This window comes from Vibrio sp. NC2 (assembly GCF_025195005.1).
Classification (GTDB): domain Bacteria; phylum Pseudomonadota; class Gammaproteobacteria; order Enterobacterales; family Vibrionaceae; genus Vibrio; species Vibrio splendidus.
Genome location: NZ_JANVFC010000025.1, coordinates 15,701 through 33,213, shown reverse-complemented (window position 1 = coordinate 33,213; position 17,513 = coordinate 15,701). Strand labels below are relative to the sequence as shown.

At 44.3% G+C, this 17,513-nt stretch carries 15 protein-coding genes; 7 read left to right on the top strand and 8 right to left on the bottom strand.

Going from position 1 to position 17,513, the window contains the following annotated elements; translation table 11 throughout:
* Positions 1–26 precede the first annotated feature (26 nt).
* Entirely contained in the window at positions 27–1,625 is a 1,599-nt protein-coding gene (locus NX845_RS21020; protein ID WP_102495056.1) for a bifunctional aspartate transaminase/aspartate 4-decarboxylase, read from the top strand.
* A gap of 113 nt (positions 1,626–1,738) precedes the next feature.
* Here the strand turns inward: NX845_RS21020 and NX845_RS21015 are convergent, their stop codons facing one another.
* From NX845_RS21015 to NX845_RS20985, 7 genes are all read right to left on the bottom strand, one after another.
* Positions 1,739–2,428: a hypothetical protein gene (locus tag NX845_RS21015; protein ID WP_260257114.1), complete on the bottom strand. Its 690-nt coding sequence runs from the start codon at positions 2,426–2,428 to the stop codon at positions 1,739–1,741.
* Positions 2,428–3,603 (bottom strand): OmpP1/FadL family transporter, encoded by a 1,176-nt coding sequence (locus NX845_RS21010; RefSeq protein WP_260257113.1) that lies wholly within the window; start codon positions 3,601–3,603, stop codon positions 2,428–2,430. The genes NX845_RS21015 and NX845_RS21010 overlap by 1 nt, the downstream gene beginning before the upstream one ends.
* Positions 3,604–3,696: 93 nt before the next feature.
* Complete coding sequence (locus NX845_RS21005; protein WP_017094755.1) at positions 3,697–4,509, bottom strand: crotonase/enoyl-CoA hydratase family protein; 813 nt, start codon at positions 4,507–4,509, stop codon at positions 3,697–3,699.
* 237 nt (positions 4,510–4,746) lie between these two features.
* Complete coding sequence (gene fhuB / locus NX845_RS21000) at positions 4,747–6,741, bottom strand: Fe(3+)-hydroxamate ABC transporter permease FhuB (RefSeq protein WP_260257112.1); 1,995 nt, start codon at positions 6,739–6,741, stop codon at positions 4,747–4,749.
* Positions 6,741–7,694, bottom strand: coding sequence for an iron-siderophore ABC transporter substrate-binding protein (locus NX845_RS20995; protein ID WP_260257111.1), 954 nt, complete (start codon positions 7,692–7,694; stop codon positions 6,741–6,743). The genes fhuB and NX845_RS20995 overlap by 1 nt, the downstream gene beginning before the upstream one ends.
* Before the next feature lie 91 nt (positions 7,695–7,785).
* The gene (locus tag NX845_RS20990; RefSeq protein ID WP_102455603.1) at positions 7,786–9,915 is read right to left on the bottom strand and encodes a TonB-dependent siderophore receptor; all 2,130 of its coding nucleotides are present in this window, start codon (positions 9,913–9,915) and stop codon (positions 7,786–7,788) included.
* A 206-nt stretch (positions 9,916–10,121) separates the two neighbouring features.
* Positions 10,122–11,030, bottom strand: a complete 909-nt coding sequence (locus NX845_RS20985; RefSeq protein WP_102447562.1) for an AraC family transcriptional regulator — start codon at positions 11,028–11,030, stop codon at positions 10,122–10,124.
* Positions 11,031–11,250: 220 nt separating this feature from the next.
* Between NX845_RS20985 and NX845_RS20980 the strand changes: the two genes are divergently transcribed.
* Entirely contained in the window at positions 11,251–12,012 is a 762-nt protein-coding gene (locus tag NX845_RS20980) for a siderophore ferric iron reductase (protein ID WP_104215014.1), read from the top strand.
* A 77-nt stretch (positions 12,013–12,089) separates the two neighbouring features.
* Positions 12,090–12,875 (top strand): ABC transporter ATP-binding protein, encoded by a 786-nt coding sequence (locus NX845_RS20975; RefSeq protein WP_017077534.1) that lies wholly within the window; start codon positions 12,090–12,092, stop codon positions 12,873–12,875.
* A gap of 168 nt (positions 12,876–13,043) precedes the next feature.
* Here NX845_RS20975 and NX845_RS20970 read toward each other — a convergent pair whose 3' ends face one another.
* A complete protein-coding gene (locus NX845_RS20970) occupies positions 13,044–14,237 on the bottom strand; it encodes a multidrug effflux MFS transporter (protein WP_004731540.1) in 1,194 nt (397 codons plus the stop codon).
* Between the two features lie 270 nt (positions 14,238–14,507).
* Here NX845_RS20970 and NX845_RS20965 point away from each other — a divergent pair, with 270 nt between their 5' ends.
* The 4 genes from NX845_RS20965 to NX845_RS20950 all read left to right on the top strand — a co-directional run bounded on the left by NX845_RS20965 (position 14,508) and on the right by NX845_RS20950 (position 17,482).
* Entirely contained in the window at positions 14,508–15,593 is a 1,086-nt protein-coding gene (locus NX845_RS20965; protein ID WP_065681736.1) for a PQQ-dependent sugar dehydrogenase, read from the top strand.
* A gap of 448 nt (positions 15,594–16,041) precedes the next feature.
* A complete protein-coding gene (locus NX845_RS20960; RefSeq protein ID WP_004731543.1) occupies positions 16,042–16,251 on the top strand; it encodes a cold-shock protein in 210 nt (69 codons plus the stop codon).
* A 117-nt stretch (positions 16,252–16,368) separates the two neighbouring features.
* A complete protein-coding gene (locus tag NX845_RS20955) occupies positions 16,369–16,908 on the top strand; it encodes a YaeQ family protein (RefSeq protein WP_004731545.1) in 540 nt (179 codons plus the stop codon).
* On the top strand, positions 16,901–17,482 hold the full coding sequence (locus NX845_RS20950) for a hypothetical protein (protein WP_017094746.1): 582 nt from the start codon (positions 16,901–16,903) through the stop codon (positions 17,480–17,482). Before NX845_RS20955 ends, NX845_RS20950 begins: the two co-directional genes overlap by 8 nt.
* Positions 17,483–17,513: the final 31 nt, after the last annotated feature.

Genomic DNA, 17,513 nt, shown 5'->3' with positions numbered 1-17,513 from the left:
TTAAACAAATTTAAAGAGAAACGACTATGAAACGCACAGATGAAAAAAGCCTAGAAACACTAAGCCCATTCGAAGTAAAAAACACACTGATCGACCTTGCTCAGCATTCACATGAAAAAACCATGATCAACGCTGGTCGTGGTAACCCAAACTGGGTCGCGACAGCGCCACGTGAAGCCTTTTTCCAATTAGGTATGTTTGCACTAGAAGAATCAAAATCGAATTTCTCAGGGTATGAAGGCTTTGGTGGTATGGGAGTTCAACAAGATATTAGCCTGCGCTTTCTTCAGTTTTGTGAAAAATACGAAGACCAAGAAGGTGTGCAATTCCTCATTGAAGCCTTCCAGTTTATTACGGATCAATATCAGGTAGACGGTGATGCGCTTATTTATGAATGGGTTGAGGGGATTCTAGGTAACAACTACCCAGTACCTGATCGCATGCTCAAATATTCGGAACTCATTGCTCGTAAATACATTGAGCAAGAAATGGCGGGCTCGCAGCCATTACCTGCAGGAAAGTTTGACTTGTTCGCCGTTGAGGGTGGCACAGCGGCCATGGTTTACATCTTTAACACGCTAAAGAGCAACCGACTATTGAACCCTGGTGACACCATCGCGATTGGTGCGCCGATTTTCACTCCGTATATCGAAATGCCAGAGCTAGAAGATTACGCGCTCAACAAAGTAGAAATCATGGCGGATGAAGCGTCTGCGTGGCAAATTCCAGACTCTGAATTAGAAAAACTGAACGATCCAAGTGTTAAAGCTTTCTTCCTCGTTAACCCAAGCAACCCTGCTTCGGTTCGATTAAGCGATGAGACACTCTATAAGATTGCAGAGGTTGCTAACCGTCGCCCTGACCTCATCCTTCTTACTGATGATGTTTATGGCACTTTCGCTGATAACTTCACATCACTGGCAATGCTGGCTCCGAAGAACACGATTCTAGTGTATTCGTACTCTAAGTACTTTGGTGCAACAGGCTGGCGTTTAGGCGTGATTGGCGTGCACGAAGACAATAATTTCGACCGCATGATTCGAGATCTTCCAGAAGACACTCGAAGCACGTTATCTCAGCGATACCAAGGCATTGCACTTGAGCCGAGTAAGATTAAGTTCATTGACCGTTTAGTGGCAGACAGCCGTGCAGTGGCACTGAACCATACCGCCGGTCTTTCAACACCTCAGCAGATTCAAATGACAATGTTCTCGCTGCTGTCTTTGATGAAGGATGGCGAAGAGTACAAACGACTCGCAAAACAAATAGTGCGTCGTCGCTACCACACTCTAATGCAAAAGAACTTAGCCGCGCCAATCGTTGCTGAAGGCGACCAAACCGGTGCGTTCTATTACGTGGAGATTGATCTCAAAGAGATTGCTCAAACGATTCACAGCAACGATTTCTTCACATGGTTAGAAGAAACGTATGAGCCGCTTGATTTCTTGGTACGCCTTGCAGAAGAACATGGCGTGATTGTGATGCCGGGTGCGGGTTTTGATGCGCCAACGTGGTCTCTGCGTGTATCTCTCGCGAACCTAGAAGAAGCTCAATACGCAAATATCACTAAAGCGATGAACGCGGTAATGCAGAGCTATGTTGAACGTTACGAAGCGGCTTGCTAACACGACCTCAACACTAGAAAGCTCATAGAAAAGCGATAAATTCTGAGTGTAGATTCACTAAATTAGTGAGCCTACACTCAGTTCTTTTTATCTAGGACGATATATGAGAATAACTATTTGAATTCATAGGTGTAAGACGCACCAACACTGTTATTTTCACCGAAATCGTCCTCAGCAAAAATAGTGAAGAAGTTGAATGATTGAGCGTCACTCAACTTGTAGCTAGCACCGACGCCAGCCCAATACCCTGAATAATCATCAGACCCCATCGAACCACCACCGAAGCCCATGATAGACCATTCATCCGTAATCGTTTTTAAACCAAACGCACCAATGTAGCCACCGTGTGTTGAGCTCGGCATCAATACATAGTCAGAACCAACATTATCGTCATCGAAAACAGCTACTTCGCCGTCATTATAGCTGTAACCAGCCATAGGGAAGATTTGCCAACCGAATGGCTCAATATCGAAATAGCTCAGTGGTATAAACGTACCGATACTGTAGTTGTTCTTATAAGCATCGTTGTCATATTCAGAACGGCTAAAGTTGAAGTTCACGATACCCATAGGCAGCAGCCATGAACCGCCTAATCGCCACTCTTCGCCATCGGCATTGACACGAGCGTTGATCATTCGCGCTTCATCAAGCCCAATAGACCCAGAGAACTGCAAATCTTCGTTATAAGCAACGCCAGCTTTTGTCACGATTTTAGTCGGATCATCAGGGTGCTTCTCTTCAGCCAAAGCACCCATCGATCCGAGCGTTGCCGTAACAACAAGTAATAGATTACGTAATGTCATCAGAAGGTCGCACTAACGCCAACGAAGTGGATACGGCCATCGAACGAACCATCAACCATTAGACGATCCATTTCAACCGAACCCAAGTCAGCGTATTCGTAGAACACGTCGATCAAGATATCATCCCAATACGTTGAAGCACCTACTGAGTAGCGATATTGCTCGCCAACAGGGAGGTCAACCCATTGCATTGACGGATCATCTTGTGGCGAGGTCTCGTAAGAGAAGCCCGCTTTTAAACGCCAGTCTGAGTTAAGTTGGTAATCAGCACCAACCGCAAATTTCCAAACATCATCCCAGTCACGCTTGATTGGAATTCCGCCTACAGGGTCACCACCAACTGATGCACCAAAGTCTAGTACTGTCTCGTCCCACGCGCTCCAACGGTGGAGCTGAACACTTGCCAATAAATCTAACTGAGAGTTCAATGCATAACTCGCACTGACATCGATAATTTCAGGTAAAGCAATATCTGTCGATAACGAATTCAAAGCGTCAGCACCTAACTTACCGTTTACATCATTGTTGAATTCATGCTCGAGTTTAGAACGGTAGCTCGCACCTAATTTGAGTTTATCTGTCGGTGTGTACATTACGCCAAAGTTATAACCGTATGCCCAGTCAGTATCTTGCTTAGCAGTAAGCATTGACGTTGTTTGTTGAAACGCAGCCCAACTGAATTGAACACCCGCGCCCACTGACCACTGGTCATTCAGTTTATAACTCAGTGATGGATTCACTTGCATGGCAGTAAGAGTGATATCTTCCAGCAACAAGCGACCAGCCCATTCACTGCCATAATCTAGGCTTGAGCCACCCACAGCGCCAAGCGCAATACCAAGGTGTAATTTGTCTGTGACTTGATGCGCGTGGAAAGCACCAAATGAAGGCATGACTGAATGAGCTTTACCATCTTGCTTGTCGCCGTTGTCTTGATATTGCATCTCAAGATCAAACGCCATGGTATTGATAGTCGTTTTGCTTTCGCCCATATGTGACATGGTGGCAGGGTTCGTCCACATCGCAGCAGCAGAGCGAGTGTAAACACCATCACCGGCGCCGGTAGTACCAGCATTGGCGACGACAGCTTCTTGTAAAAACAAACCACTTGCGAAAGCATTTAAACTTGTAAAAATTGCGGTGGCAGCTAGCGAGTAAGTAAAAGTTTTGTTCATCAGATTGCTCATTTAGCCTTAGACATTAAATTGCTCTAAGGTTACCGCAAAGCCCCATAAACAAATGGAATATCCGTTATTCCTGTACAAACGCTATTTGAACTTTCTCGCGACGTATGAACGTGGCTTGTCTCGATGAATTTCACGTTGAGCAGCGATTGCTCTATTCTTGCCTAACCCTACCTTTATCTGATACCAGGTCTCGTAAAATACGGCCATGCCAGGGCTTGACCACCAAGTCTTGTTGTAGAGTTTCTTATTAGCAGCGACAACATCTGGCGACCGATTCGCACACTCAAGTGCCAACGCATAAGCTTCAGCGTAAGGATCTTCGGCAATCTTGGTTACCAGCCCATAGTCTTTCGCTGTTTCACAGTCGATCTCTTTAGCGGTCATCGCCATTTCTAAGGTGTGATCTTTACGCATTAACTCTCGAAATGCGATGGCGCCTCCCATGTCAGGAATCAAACCCCATTTGGCTTCCAATATCGAGAAAGTCGCGTCTGGACTGGCCATCCTAAAATCACCACCACTGGCTAATTGAAGGCCGCCTCCCCAACAACGACCATGAATCGCAAAAATGACAGGACATGGGATCTCTCGCCAACCAAGCGAAAAGCGCTGCGCAGCATTGGGTAATGTCGGTAACCATTTGAACAAGAGCTTCATCGCCCCTACTTTACTGTTCAATAACGATTTAACATCTAAACCAGAACAAAAATCTGAACCACTGCCTTTAACAATAACAGCTCGAATATCTCTGTTCTTCTTGAGCTCACTTATCATGTCATTAACGGCTTCAAACATTGCCATATCAATAGCATTGAGCTTATCGGGTCGATTCAACACAACCGTCGCAATTTGGTTTTCATCGATAGAACAAGTAATACGATCGAGGTTTGGCATGGTGGCTACCTTATAAGTGGTCAGACCTTTAGATTATACATTTTATTAACATATGCCAAACTTGCACATTAAGAAGCGAGACCTGTGTTGCTTAACACCGCTCCCTTACACAAACGACATCAACAAAAAAGCAGTGATGGATCGCTCCATTCACTGCTTCTCATTCGTAGCTTTTATTGCCAATAGCTTTGAATACCAGTAGCTTTGATAATCAAGGACTCTCAGTTTTGGGATAAGCTATGTTCTTCGAGATTTCAATAACAAGAAGATGAAGTAGCTACCACCAATAATGGAAACTAACGTCCCTGCAGCGAGTTGAGCTGGGAATACCACCACTTGCCCTAACCAGTCTGCGAATAGCATGAGTGCAGCACCAATTAAAAACGACAAGATGATCTGCTCTCGAACCAAACGAGCCCCCACCATTGCAGCGATATGCGGAGCTAACAAGCCGACAAACGCAACAGGCCCCATGGTTGTTGTCACGACCGAACATAAGATCGCAACAATACACAACAATGCCACGTAAGCGATATTGATATTCAGCCCTCTGGCACTCGCGAACTGACGTCCAGTCGCAATTAAGGTCACCCAACGGCTCAGTAACAGAGCAACACCAATACAAGCTGTGATCACGATGGCCATGATGGTTGCTGACTCGGGTTCAACACGATAGGTAGACCCTGCTAACCAAGCCAATAAAGTGTATTTCCCTTCACCCACTCGCGTTAGAGAGAATTGCACCAAAGCTTCCAATACCGCGGTCAGCGAAATACCAGTGAGGATCAAAATCGATGGCGCGAACTGATGCTTCTTGCCAAGGAACAGCAATAAACAAAGTGCAATCGCACTGCCTAAGAAAGCAATCCAAGGGCTCAATGAGTGAATCGAATATCCCATAAACAAACTGCTGAAAATCAAAGCTAGAACCGCACCCGCTGACACACCAAGAATATCTGGGCTTGCGAGCGGGTTGTAGACCAACCTTTGTAAAATCACCCCAGCCACCGCTAAGCCACCACCAGCGAATATCGCGGTTAACATTCTCGGCCAACGAATAGACCATTCAAATGCGTCTGGGATAACAAAGTAGCCCATATCAGAAGAAGGCTGTGACAATGCGCTCAACGCGAACAACCCGAAGATCATCAAGCCCAACAAGAAGTAAACCAAAGATGAAATAGACTTCGGACCTTTAGGCATTGAGAAAAACAACTGATCTTGAGCAGACATTTGCTTTCTCGCAATAATGATCAACGCAGGAGCACCAATCACTGCGGTTGCCGTCCCTGTTGGAATCATGTCCAAAGACCATTGCGCCAAGAAGATCGCCAAGCTGTCGGTGACACAAAGTAATAGCGCACCTAATACACAACTCGCGATGAGTTCAGATTTAGCCTTTAGAAAACCTAGATGCCTAGCGATGTTCGGAGCAATCAAGCCGATAAAGCTGATCACGCCCACTGAGGTAATCGACACTGAAACCAACCAAACGCCGATTGCCATTAGCACAAAGAAGGTCGTGCCAATATTGAGCCCGCGCGCCGCAGCCCCTTCAGTGCCGATGGAAAGCAAAGTCAGAACTCGTGGCGCTAAGAAGAATATGGCAAAAATCGGCAACAGCTTAGGCATCAACCAAAGCACTTGTTCCCAGCCATTTTGCCCTAGGTCGCCCGCTCCCCATACAAACAGATTCTGTGCGTACTGGTCGTTGAGTAGAATAATCGCCGTTGCAAATGCCCCTAGCAATAAGTTGACCGCCATACCCGCCAATACAATTGGCAAGCCGCTCATATTTTTGATGCCAACAATGGAAACGATAAGCCCCATCGCAAGCAGCGCACCAATTAGAGCAAACCAAACTGAATACTGAGCGACCAACATCGGCGCAACCACATTCAGAATAACCAGACCAAGCCAAGCACCTGATGATGTACCCAAAGTTAACGGCGACATCATGCGATTTTGTGTCAGTTGTTGAAACAAGCTGCCGATGGTGCCAAGTGTTGCGCCAACCAAGATTGCCATCACCAAGCGAGGTAAGTTGACATAGGCTAACGCCATCAACTCGAATGAATCATCGACCATTAAGTTGAATGTTGCGATATCACTGATCTGTGAGGCTTGCTGAAGCAACTCTCCAATAGGGCCAAATTCCGACTGCCCTAACCATAAATGAACAAGAGCAGCACAAAGCAGCGCAGCCCCCATCATAAAACCACTGGATTTCATTACTGCTCCGCTAACGTCAGCAGCGATTGCGCCATGGCTTCTGCGTTATACAAAATCGACATTGCACCGCCGTAACTCCAACTAGCCGCGACCGGGCTAAATTGACCATTGCGAACGAAAGGCATGCTCTTCCAAACCGGAGAACGGTCTAGCTTGTCTTGATATGGGAAAGGTTCAAAGTAAAGCGCAATACCGTTCTTCACGTTCTTAAGCTCGGTCATGCGTTTTTGACTGATGCCCCACTGACTTGCAGGAAGATCCATTGCGTTCTCAAAGCCTAGCTGTTCAAGTGCGTATTGTGGAATAGAGTTATCGCCATAAATGAACACCGATGTAGTACTCGCAAAACGGAAAGAAGTGACTTTCGGCTTGTCGCCCGGATAGGCTTTATCTAACTCAGCTTTTAGAACAGCGATACGCTCATCCATTGCGGCCAGCTTTTGGTTCGCTTGTTCTTCTTTACCAAGCAACTGGCCAATCTTCTTGAAGTTCTCGATAGCCGCCGCAGCATTGCTGTGTTGTTCACTGTACGTTTGGTAGTAAAGCACAGGCGCAATTTCAGAGAGTCGATCCTGAAGATCTTTCTGCGGTGAAGCGATAAGAATCACATCAGGGTTTAGCTTCTTCAAAGCAGAGAAATTAGGCTCAGTTCGAGTGCCAATGTCCGCCACGCCTTCTGGAATCGCAGGTTGAGCAACCCAATCGGTATAACCTGCAATATCAGGTACTGCTACTGGCGTAACACCGAGTTCGATAACTTGTTCTGCAATGTCCCAGTTCAGCGCCGCGACTCTAACCGGTTGAGCTTCAAGAGTTTTAACACCCTCACTGTCTTCAACTTGAAAGTTGGCCATCGCATTAAACGATAAAGCACTCGCTAAGATGGATAACGCGAGTTTTGCATTCAAGCTCTTTGCTTTAGAAAAATGGGAAGCTATTCGTTGTAAATTCATACTGTTGCCTACTTAATCTAAATTCTATATTTCTTCAAACGACAAAAGCAGCCCAGTGAAGGCTGCTTTAAAATTAATAACCCTAACCTAATTAGAATTCATAGTTGACATTGAATTCAACGGTTTGCTCTTGTCCGTACCAACAGTAGCTCTCATTCCAGCAAGTGTAATATTCTTCATTGAAGATATTGTTGGCAACAATGTTAGCTGTCGCATTCTTTAAAGAACTGTTCATCTCACCTAAGTCATAACCAAGTGACAAGTCAACTAACGTATATGATGGAACTTTGCCTTTGTTTTTATCTGACGTGTCGTTTAGTACTGTTTCACCCACATAACGTACGCCGCCACCAACTCTAAGGCCATTCATGACACCGTCACGTACAAAGTAATTAGCCCAAACATTTGCAGTATGATCTGGTACGAAAACAGGTGTCTGTCCAATGTTTGAAGCGTCTTTATCTTCAGTAATTTCCATGTCGGTATACGTATAGTTGGCCAACAAGTCTAAGTTATCAGTTACTTGAGCGCGTCCCTCTAACTCAATACCTTGCGAACGAATCTCGCCAACAGCTGTCCACGGCGAAGCTCCGTCAGGACGAACGCCCACATTTTTTTTCTTAACTTGAAACAGAGCCATGGAGCCTGACAACATGTTTTCGTATGAGTCATATTTAAGACCAAACTCTACTTGCTCTCCTGTCTCTGGATCCAAGTTATTGCCGCTAGCATCCAGCTTTGCACTAGGTTCGAAACTAGTCGCAAAATTTGCGAATGGGGATAAACCATTATCAAATTTGTATAGAGCACCTAAGCGGTACGAAAAGTTAGTATCATCGGTTTTAGTTTTACTTGGAGTGCCACCAAATACTGATACTTTTGTCGTTGTTTCGACTTTGTCAAAACGACCACCAGCAATGAACACCCAATTATCAATCAACATCTGATCTTGGAAGTAAAGACCAAGTTGACTCATTTCAATGTCGTCATTTTGATAATACACTTTTGTGAAATCGTCCGGGTTCAGCTTATCGTTATTTGGGTTATAAAGGTTAATTCCATCAACATCTGCAAAAGCGTCGTAAGCTACATCACCTTCAATGTTTCGATAATCTAAACCAAAGAGTAGATAATGATCCAATGAGCCAGTGGACACTAAACCCGATAGTTGGTTATCAACACTGATGCCCTTAGAGCTTTCATCAGTACTATATGCCGAGCGTTCCAACTCTCCAGTTGATGCATCAAAATTGCCACTGCTCGTACTTTCTTGATAGAAATCAGCCTGCATATAGCGGAAGTTTTGTAAGAAAGCCCAGTTAGAGTTGAAGTCATGATTGAATTTGTAACCAGTAATCAAGAAATCTCTTTCGATAGTGTTGTAATTAACATCACCAGCAAATGTCGACGGTGAGATTTTACCTGATTCAATCGCGGCTAATGGGAGTGTCACGTTTTGACCTAGTGCGGGATCATTCTGATAATAGAGATTGAAGTTAATAAAGGTTTTATCAGACACATACCAATCAATTGAAGGCGCAATTACATAGCGCTCTTCCTCTACACCGTCAACTTGCGTATCTTTTTTACGACCAAGAGCGACTAAACGATAAGCAACGTTGTCACTCAAAGCGCCCGTGGTATCAATTGATGCTTCAACTAGGTTATCTAAACCCGTTGCTAAACCAATTTTCGTAGATTCTTCGAACTTAGGAGCTTTCGCAATGATATTTACCATGCCTCCTGGTGGCATGCTTCCATAAAGAACAGACGTTGGACCTTTAAAGATTTCTAAACGCTCCATCGCAATTGGATCAATTTGAGGTTTTACATTCCAGCCAGGAAGAATTGGCAACATCATTCCGTCGTAATAGTTATTTGAAGACTCAAAGCCACGAATTTTAACCCAATCACTAAGAACCACTGCACCACCTTTGTTCTCAGTTGAAACACCTGGAGCATAACGAAGAGCTTGCATAACAGACTTAACACCACGTTGTTCCATCTGTTCGCTTTCGATAACGTTGAGAGTCTGTGGGGTTTCTTCTGGATCTAAAACGGTTTTCGTTGCTGTATTACGATAGGCTTTACCCATAACAGTAATAGTTTCTACATTCGAATCTGCCGAAGTAGCGGTATCTTCCGCCAATGCTTGCGCTGAGAACGCAGTCAGCAACGCTACTGCCAATGATGAATACTTAAAACGAGTGTGAGTGGTCATAATTCCCTCGGTACCAATGCTTAATATAAATAATAATAAATCTCATTTGCATTGTATGTATCTAGAGGTGGGATAATTAACAATTTGGTGCAAATTCAAAAAGAACTTGACCTATTTTTAGCAGAAAACGGTCAATTGGTGATTTAAAAGACAATTGACCCTATTGATAGGAAGGCTTTGCTAGAAGAGAGTGAGCGGGAATATGACTACGATTTAATAATAGGAACCCAGTACTCCATTTCAGCGTCAGAGGCATGTGCTTGATAGGCAAACGGGTACACTTCAAGCTCATATCCATCGACGCCACGATAACCTGAACTTGGCATCCAATTCAGCACAAACCAACTCAAGGTGTGTCGTAAATTCTCAATTGGACCACAGTGCTTCACTACAGCATAAGTTTGCTTAGGAACCGTCAGTACCTCTAATCTTTCAGAGATAATACTCGGTAATTGCGGGATTGAAATTCCTTCCTGAAGTTCTACCCCTGCCCAATAGTGAATATTCGTCCCGTCAAAGCAAGACTGAGTCAGGTCAACCACGCCAATGAACTGGAGCACGTTGTCGTCAGGGATCTCAACCTCACCTTCTAAACGTGACCATAGCTGAGGGACTTTCTGAGCGAAGTCTTGCGTGAGTGAAAACAAACCACTGATTTCTGATGTCATGCCTTTCACTAGGAAAGACTCTCTTTCATCAATGCGCACTTCCACAAAGCTTAACGCCCCTTTTTCAGAAGTACTCGCTGTTTCAGATACTTGTATCGGCTTTCTTAGCCCGACTCTTTTGCCTGCTTTTCTATACTGGCTTGGGCTTGCCCCAAACATCTGCTTAAACGAGCGGCTAAAGCTTATTTCTGAATTGAACCCGAGCCCAAGAGCAATATCTATCACGCGCTCTTTTCCATCAAGCAGGTGTTCTGCAGCTTGGCTTAACTTTAGCTCTCTCACATAGTTAGCCACAGTAAGCCCAGTCTCTGATTGAAACACTCTCTGAAGCTGCCAACGAGACCAACAGCTTTGTGTCGCAATATCTTCTAACGATAGCGAGGAGCTAAGGTTCGAATGGATATAGGTCAAAACGCGACTGATACGACTAAATGCAGGTGTGTTCATATTTAAGCTTTCATATTCTCTATAGTTGGCAGCGACATATTCGATTCACCAATACTTTTATCATTTAAAACGGCTTTTATCACTCAAAAAAAGAAGCAGTCATGTGTGTTCTATAAAATGACCAAAAGACAGAGGCACCGAGTAGATGCTCCATTTTGTATGGTTATCCTCGATTATGTCCGTTATGATAACGCTACTGATTCTCATTTAATGGTTTATGATGCTTTCCCAGCTGCACAATATTATCACTCGTCGGAGAGCCCCGTCTCTACATCAGAAAATCTTCGCTCACTCAAAACAAGTGACACCTTATTTAAGTGGAAGCTTTGGTGTTCTGCATAGCAAGAGCATTGCAATAACGAATGATGATAGCCATAAAGAAATCAAACGAGTTTACGATGGCCTTGCGCAGAGCCACCCTGAAGCAGGCAAAGCCTATTGGTTAACCCGAACGTGGGATCTGGTTTGCTGGCAACCAATCTACGTGACCTTTATATCTATCTACGGCCTTCACTCACTGCCTGATATTAAGAACATCGGCCAGTTTAGGTACAAAGAATTTGTCACAGGCTACCGTTTCTTTAATGGTGATCATCAACACGGTTCACCAGAAGAACTGATTCCACAAGCAGGCGAAGCGATTCTTGCACTCACAGAATTTTATCGTAGCCAGATTAGTGAGTGGACACGTATTCGTCCGGGGTTTACCAACCATCTACTTGCTGATCTATTACTAGGCAGCTTGATAAAACTACAGCAGCACGAGCCGAGCCTAACCAACGATTATATCACTGAACAAGCTAAGCTTTGGTTAGAAGCATGCCAGTTACCTGAAAATCATTTAGACAGCCTTAAAATAGACGCTGATTCGGAGATGCTAAAACTGATCAGAATCAGCTGCTGCTTAGTTTATAAGTGCGACTCTAGAAAGTATTGCGACGATTGCCCAAGACACCCCGACAACAAAAAAACAGCTCAATAACACCCTCTATTTTTAAAAGCCAATAAAGCTCGTTTAACTTCACTGAAGCGCTTTATTGGCGTAGGCACAGGACTGACATGTTTCAGCTTTCAAACATCAAAATTGTTCGTGATGAACGAACCATTCTCTCAATCGAAGACCTCACGATTCCGACCAACGAACTGACCGTCGTTCTTGGCCATAATGGTTCAGGTAAATCTACACTCGTTAATTTACTCTCAGGGCAAATGTCTCCGGATCATGGCAGCGTGGAACTAGACGGTGCTTCCCTCTCTTCATTCAAAAGCAAAGACTTAGCCAAGCAGATTGCGTATTTACCGCAAAAGCTTCCCGCGTCTGCTGGCTTAACAGTCGAAGAGCTGGTTCGTTTAGGACGTTTCCCATGGAGAGGCGCACTAGGTCGTTGGAATTCAGAAGACAAATCGATTATCCAACAAGCGATGGAAAGAACCGGTGTCACTGAATTCTCACAAGCTTTGGCGGATGATCTATCAGGAGGAGAACGTCAACGAGCATGGGTCTCTATGTTATTAGCTCAGCAGTCACCGGTATTGATCCTTGATGAACCGACCTCTGCATTGGATGTTCATCATCAGTTTCAGCTAATGGGCTTACTATCTGAACTCAACAAAAAAGAAGATGTTGGGGTGATCGTTATTTTGCACGATTTGAACCTAGCGCTTCGTTACGCGACGCACATTGTCGCCCTGAAAAAAGGTCAGATTGCGTTCGAAGGCAGCGCGGATAAGTTACTCGATGAAGAGGCTTTATCAGCACTGTATGAGTCCCCTATCCGACTGATCGACCATCCAGTTCCAGCCAATACTGCAGCAAGTGAGAAGGTTGCAGTCGTCTGTGAATAGTTCGGGCATTTTAGTTTAAATCTAAGCGTTAAGCTCTAAGCTCTAAGCTCTAAGCTCTAAGCTCTAAGCTCTAAGCTCTAAGCATAATAAAGTCCATTGAAATCATAAACTTCAATGGCCTTTTCGTTTTTCACTCGCTAGCTAGCTAAATAATAAATAACCAAATAACTAGCTAAGCTGGGACTCTCTCGCTTCTTGGCTACTGAAACCACGTAAAATATTAAACAGGGTAATCAGTGTGAACAACATGATGACAAGCGATAGATGCCACGCTTCACCTAGCCCTAATTGAACTAGCCCCATACTCACCATTGAAGACACCACCATCTGCCCGCCGCCAGACATCGCAGCCGCCGCGCCAGCGTTCTTCTTATAAGGCAACATCACCAAGGCCTGAGCACAAGGTAACGCAATACCATTGCCAAGAATCATCAAGAACTGGCCAAGCATTAAATACAGTGGCTCAAGTGGACAAAAGAAAAGCCACAACGCCGCAGCAACATGTAATACAGGTGTGCATAACAGAGTTTTCTTGTTACCCAACATAGGGCGAATACGGTTACATAAGCTTGTTCCGCCCAGCATGCCTAATGCAGGAATCACCGCCCACATCGCGTATTCATCTGACGTCATACCAATCTGATTTTGCATGATAAATGGCATCACTGATACGGTGGTGATCATCAAGCTAAAGTTAAGCCAGCCAATACTCGCAAAGCTCATAAAATAACGAGAAGTGAGTAACTCTTTATATTGAGAAACCATTTTCTTCGGTGAAGGGATAGCCGAAACCTGAGTGACGGTTTCCTTAAACTTGAACGCCAACACCACCCAAGCCAATGAGACATAGCCAAGTAGCGAGATAAACACCATACTCCAGCCAAAGTGGAAGTTAATAAACCCACCGATAACAGGCGCGATCAAAGGTGTTATAGAGGCAACCATCGCAATATAAGACATCGCCAAAGGTAAGTCTGCGCCGTTGAACCTATCGCGCGTCGAGGCACGAGCAAGTACAGCGCAACAGCCAGTTCCTAGGCCTTGCAGAAATCGTCCCATCACCATATTGGTAAACGAGTGGCTGAAGAAAATGATCATCAATAGTCCCAGCATGGCGATTAATAATCCGCTCAGCAGTACTTTCTTGCGCCCGAGAGCATCGGAAATAGGGCCATAAATAAACTGGGAAGGCCCAAAACCTAATAGGTACACGCTTACCAAAAGCTGGGCTTGCTCTAGTGACACATCGAAGTCTTTGGCGATCCAAGGTAGTGATGGAAACACCAGTCCCATACTGAGCTGACCGATACTGATGACCAAGCACGCAAGTAAGATCGATTTAAAATCAAACCGACGACTCATCGTTTAATACGTCCGTTCGAAGAAAAAACGTGCGTATCTAACTCACAACATAAAAACAGAGAAAATAGCGGAAACGCTGCTGGCGAGTTGTTCATAATGCTCCGACTGGATCAAATAGAGAAAGGCACAGTAAACATACGTGAGCTTGTATAATCATACAATAGGCGTTCAACTAAATATGTGAATAGTCACTTTTCAGCAACCTCAGCTTTCCGCCTATCGACCACAGGCACTAGACTAACACTAGACGCTCATAATCAAGGGACTTCAATGAACACTCATCACCGTATTTTTCCATGTGCTTTGGCGCTGCTTGCCCTTGCTCCTATAACGTCAGCCTTTGCGTGGCAGGTAGAGAAGATCACCGACGGACTCGTGATCCCTTGGGGGTTGGCTTATATCAATGATAACTCCATGCTAGTAACAGAAAAATCAGGCGTCATTAAACACATTGATTTAAAGACCGGCGATCAAAACACATTGTTCAGGCTGCCAAATGTTTGGGCGAAAGGCCAAGGTGGATTATTGGATATCGCACTCTCTCCTTTTGAAAGCGGAAGGTTCTACGTCACTTATAGTAAAGAGGTCGATGGTGAAGGTGTAACGACACTGGCTTCTGCTAATTACAGTAATAATGAAATCACTAATTGGACAGACGTGTTTGTGTCGAAATCCAGAACGGACACAGGGCGTCACTTTGGTAGCCGTATCACCTTTGAAGAGAGCCACCTGTATTTTTCAATCGGCGATCGTGGTGACAGGGACAACGGCCAAGACACCATGACTCATGCTGGCTCAATATTGCGATTAAATGCCGATGGAAGCACGCCAAGCGATAACCCATTCACTGACAACAACAAGGTACTCAATGAGATTTGGAGCTATGGCCATCGTAATCCACAAGGGTTGTTCTATGATGCCCCGACTCAAAAGCTTTGGTCGATTGAACACGGCCCGCGCGGTGGTGATGAAATCAACCTAATAAAAGCAGGCGCCAACTATGGATGGCCAGTCACATCGCACGGAAAAGAGTATTGGGGCCCAATTAGCGTTGGCGAGTCTAAAACCAAAGATGGTATTGAAGCGCCTAAAAAAGTCTACGTTCCTTCAATCGCTCCGGGGAGCTTGATTGTTTACCAAGGCGATAAATACCCAGAGTTAAAAGGAAAGCTACTGGCTGGCGCACTTAAGCTTACTCACATTAATATTGTGACAGTCAATGAACAAGGTGAGGCAATCAAGGAAGAGCGTATTTTAGAAGACTTAGGCGAAAGGATAAGAGACATCGAAACTTCACCAAGCGGCGACATCTTTTTCAGTACCGATAATGGCAACCTGTACCGCTTGAAAAAATAGTCTAGTTCTCGTTCAAGTAAAGACATTTTCCTTACAACGACAGTAATAAATATAAGCCGTTAAAAGTGGGCTCAACACCCAGTTAGCGGCTTCTAATTTGCAAAAATAAATGCGCTAAAACAGTGCATTCACTCCAAATTCGTCATCAATTTCGACCACCATTTTCACAAAAATGACAACAAATCACCATACAACTGTAACTCCATGATATTTAAGGAATGCAAAGTTTGACTACCCCCAAGTTTCTGCAACCTTTCACTATGGATTCGATTGACTATCCCCTGATTTGATTTAGACTTCATCTCGGCTAGAAAGAAAGTTCTTTGTATATAAACATTTCGTTGGATTACTAGTAACCCCGTTGTGTTGTACGCAATAGCAATAAACTTTTCCGCGCTATCAGTGCCACAATTGGCTCATAATAAAAATTTAATTTTAGGATATCATCATGTCTAACACAGTTACTGGTAAAGTAAAATGGTTCAACGAAACTAAAGGCTTCGGCTTCATCGAGCAAGAAAACGGCCCAGACGTATTCGCACATTTCTCTGCAATCACAGGCGACGGTTTCAAAACTCTTGCTGAAGGCCAACAAGTTGAGTTCACTGTATCTCAAGGTCAAAAAGGCCCTCAAGCTGACAGCATCAAAGTACTTTAATTTAGTATTTTAAAGCTTTCTAAAAATAGCCAGCCTCTGCTGGCTATTTTTTTACCCGCTATTCAGAGATTTAAGGTAATATTCCCCCTCACTATTTCTACCTAAGACACCCCCTCAATGGCTCTTAAACCGACAATCTACAAGTTTCGTATCTCTTTAACCGATATGAATCGCGACTATTACGACTCTTTTAATCTAACGGTTGCTCAACACCCTTCTGAAACAGAACAGCGCATGATGGCTCGTATCATTGCTTTCTGTATCAATGCATCTCCTGAACTTGAGTTCACTAAAGGGTTGTCTAGCATTGAAGAACCCGATTTATGGCAGAAGTCGTTAGATGACCAAATCTTAGAGTGGATTGATGTTGGTGAACCCGATCCAGAACGCGTTAAGAAAGCGACTCGCTTATCTAAGTCTGTGAGCGTGTTCAGCTTCAACACTAAATCGAATGTTTGGTGGGAACAAAACAAAGGTAAGTTCGGTTACCTGAAAGCTCAAATCGTTCGTCTAGACAACGATGGTATTGAGCAACTAGCAGCGATGACACAACGTACTATGGACCTTTCAGTAATGCTGTCGGGTAACTCTGCGTTCGTAAACAGCGACACTCAATCTGCAGAAGTAACGTGGGAAGAGCTACAGAGTAATGACTGAGATCCAAACTCAGACTGAACCTCAGCGCCAAACTAAGCTCGAAGCGTGTTTGCAGCTCGCAGGCCTCGATTCAGTAAAAGCGCTCTCAACAGGCTACGAGAAAGAGCTATCGTCATTTATTGATGAAAACCATGCTCTTTTCAAACATGCTTGTGAGAATAAGCCTGATAACTCTGCACGCCAGACGTTGCTTGGCCTGTTAACCAAAGTACATATCGATGCAAGCTATCGCTTTGAAAGCAATAAAGAAGCGAATGAGGCGATGCAAAATGTATTCGATAATACAGTGGGTACTGAGCACAGCGACAAGTTTCAAAACTCTAACGCGCAACAGTTAAAGTTAATCACTCATTTGTGGTTGTTCATTCAAGGGCGACTAGGAATGGATTACAGCCTTGCTAATGATCATGCTGCTGTAGCCGCTACGCTGCTGTCTCGCATATCGAGAAGCAGTGATGATGAGATTCGCGTAGAGTTTATGGCAAGTTTTTATGATGGTTTGAATATCTATCAAGCTGAGAACAAGCCGTCCGGTTTTGTTCACCACTTTAAGCGTTTGTTTAATCTTACTTAAGCATTCCACCAGCTGCTGTACCCAAATTTGC

Bases quoted from the DNA above. Each gene is read 5' to 3' on its own strand.
- fhuB (WP_260257112.1), bottom strand. From the start codon at position 6,741: ATGAAATCCAGTGGTTTTATGATGGGGGCTGCGCTGCTTTGTGCTGCT.
- NX845_RS20975 (WP_017077534.1), top strand. From the start codon at position 12,090: ATGTTTCAGCTTTCAAACATCAAAATTGTTCGTGATGAACGAACCATT.
- NX845_RS20985 (WP_102447562.1), bottom strand. From the start codon at position 11,030: ATGAACACACCTGCATTTAGTCGTATCAGTCGCGTTTTGACCTATATC.
- NX845_RS20980 (WP_104215014.1), top strand. From the start codon at position 11,251: ATGCTTTCCCAGCTGCACAATATTATCACTCGTCGGAGAGCCCCGTCT.
- NX845_RS21005 (WP_017094755.1), bottom strand. From the start codon at position 4,509: ATGCCAAACCTCGATCGTATTACTTGTTCTATCGATGAAAACCAAATT.
- NX845_RS21010 (WP_260257113.1), bottom strand. From the start codon at position 3,603: ATGAACAAAACTTTTACTTACTCGCTAGCTGCCACCGCAATTTTTACA.
- NX845_RS20990 (WP_102455603.1), bottom strand. From the start codon at position 9,915: ATGACCACTCACACTCGTTTTAAGTATTCATCATTGGCAGTAGCGTTG.
- NX845_RS21020 (WP_102495056.1), top strand. From the start codon at position 27: ATGAAACGCACAGATGAAAAAAGCCTAGAAACACTAAGCCCATTCGAA.
- NX845_RS21015 (WP_260257114.1), bottom strand. From the start codon at position 2,428: ATGACATTACGTAATCTATTACTTGTTGTTACGGCAACGCTCGGATCG.
- NX845_RS20955 (WP_004731545.1), top strand. From the start codon at position 16,369: ATGGCTCTTAAACCGACAATCTACAAGTTTCGTATCTCTTTAACCGAT.
- NX845_RS20960 (WP_004731543.1), top strand. From the start codon at position 16,042: ATGTCTAACACAGTTACTGGTAAAGTAAAATGGTTCAACGAAACTAAA.
- NX845_RS20965 (WP_065681736.1), top strand. From the start codon at position 14,508: ATGAACACTCATCACCGTATTTTTCCATGTGCTTTGGCGCTGCTTGCC.
- NX845_RS20995 (WP_260257111.1), bottom strand. From the start codon at position 7,694: ATGAATTTACAACGAATAGCTTCCCATTTTTCTAAAGCAAAGAGCTTG.
- NX845_RS20950 (WP_017094746.1), top strand. From the start codon at position 16,901: ATGACTGAGATCCAAACTCAGACTGAACCTCAGCGCCAAACTAAGCTC.
- NX845_RS20970 (WP_004731540.1), bottom strand. From the start codon at position 14,237: ATGAGTCGTCGGTTTGATTTTAAATCGATCTTACTTGCGTGCTTGGTC.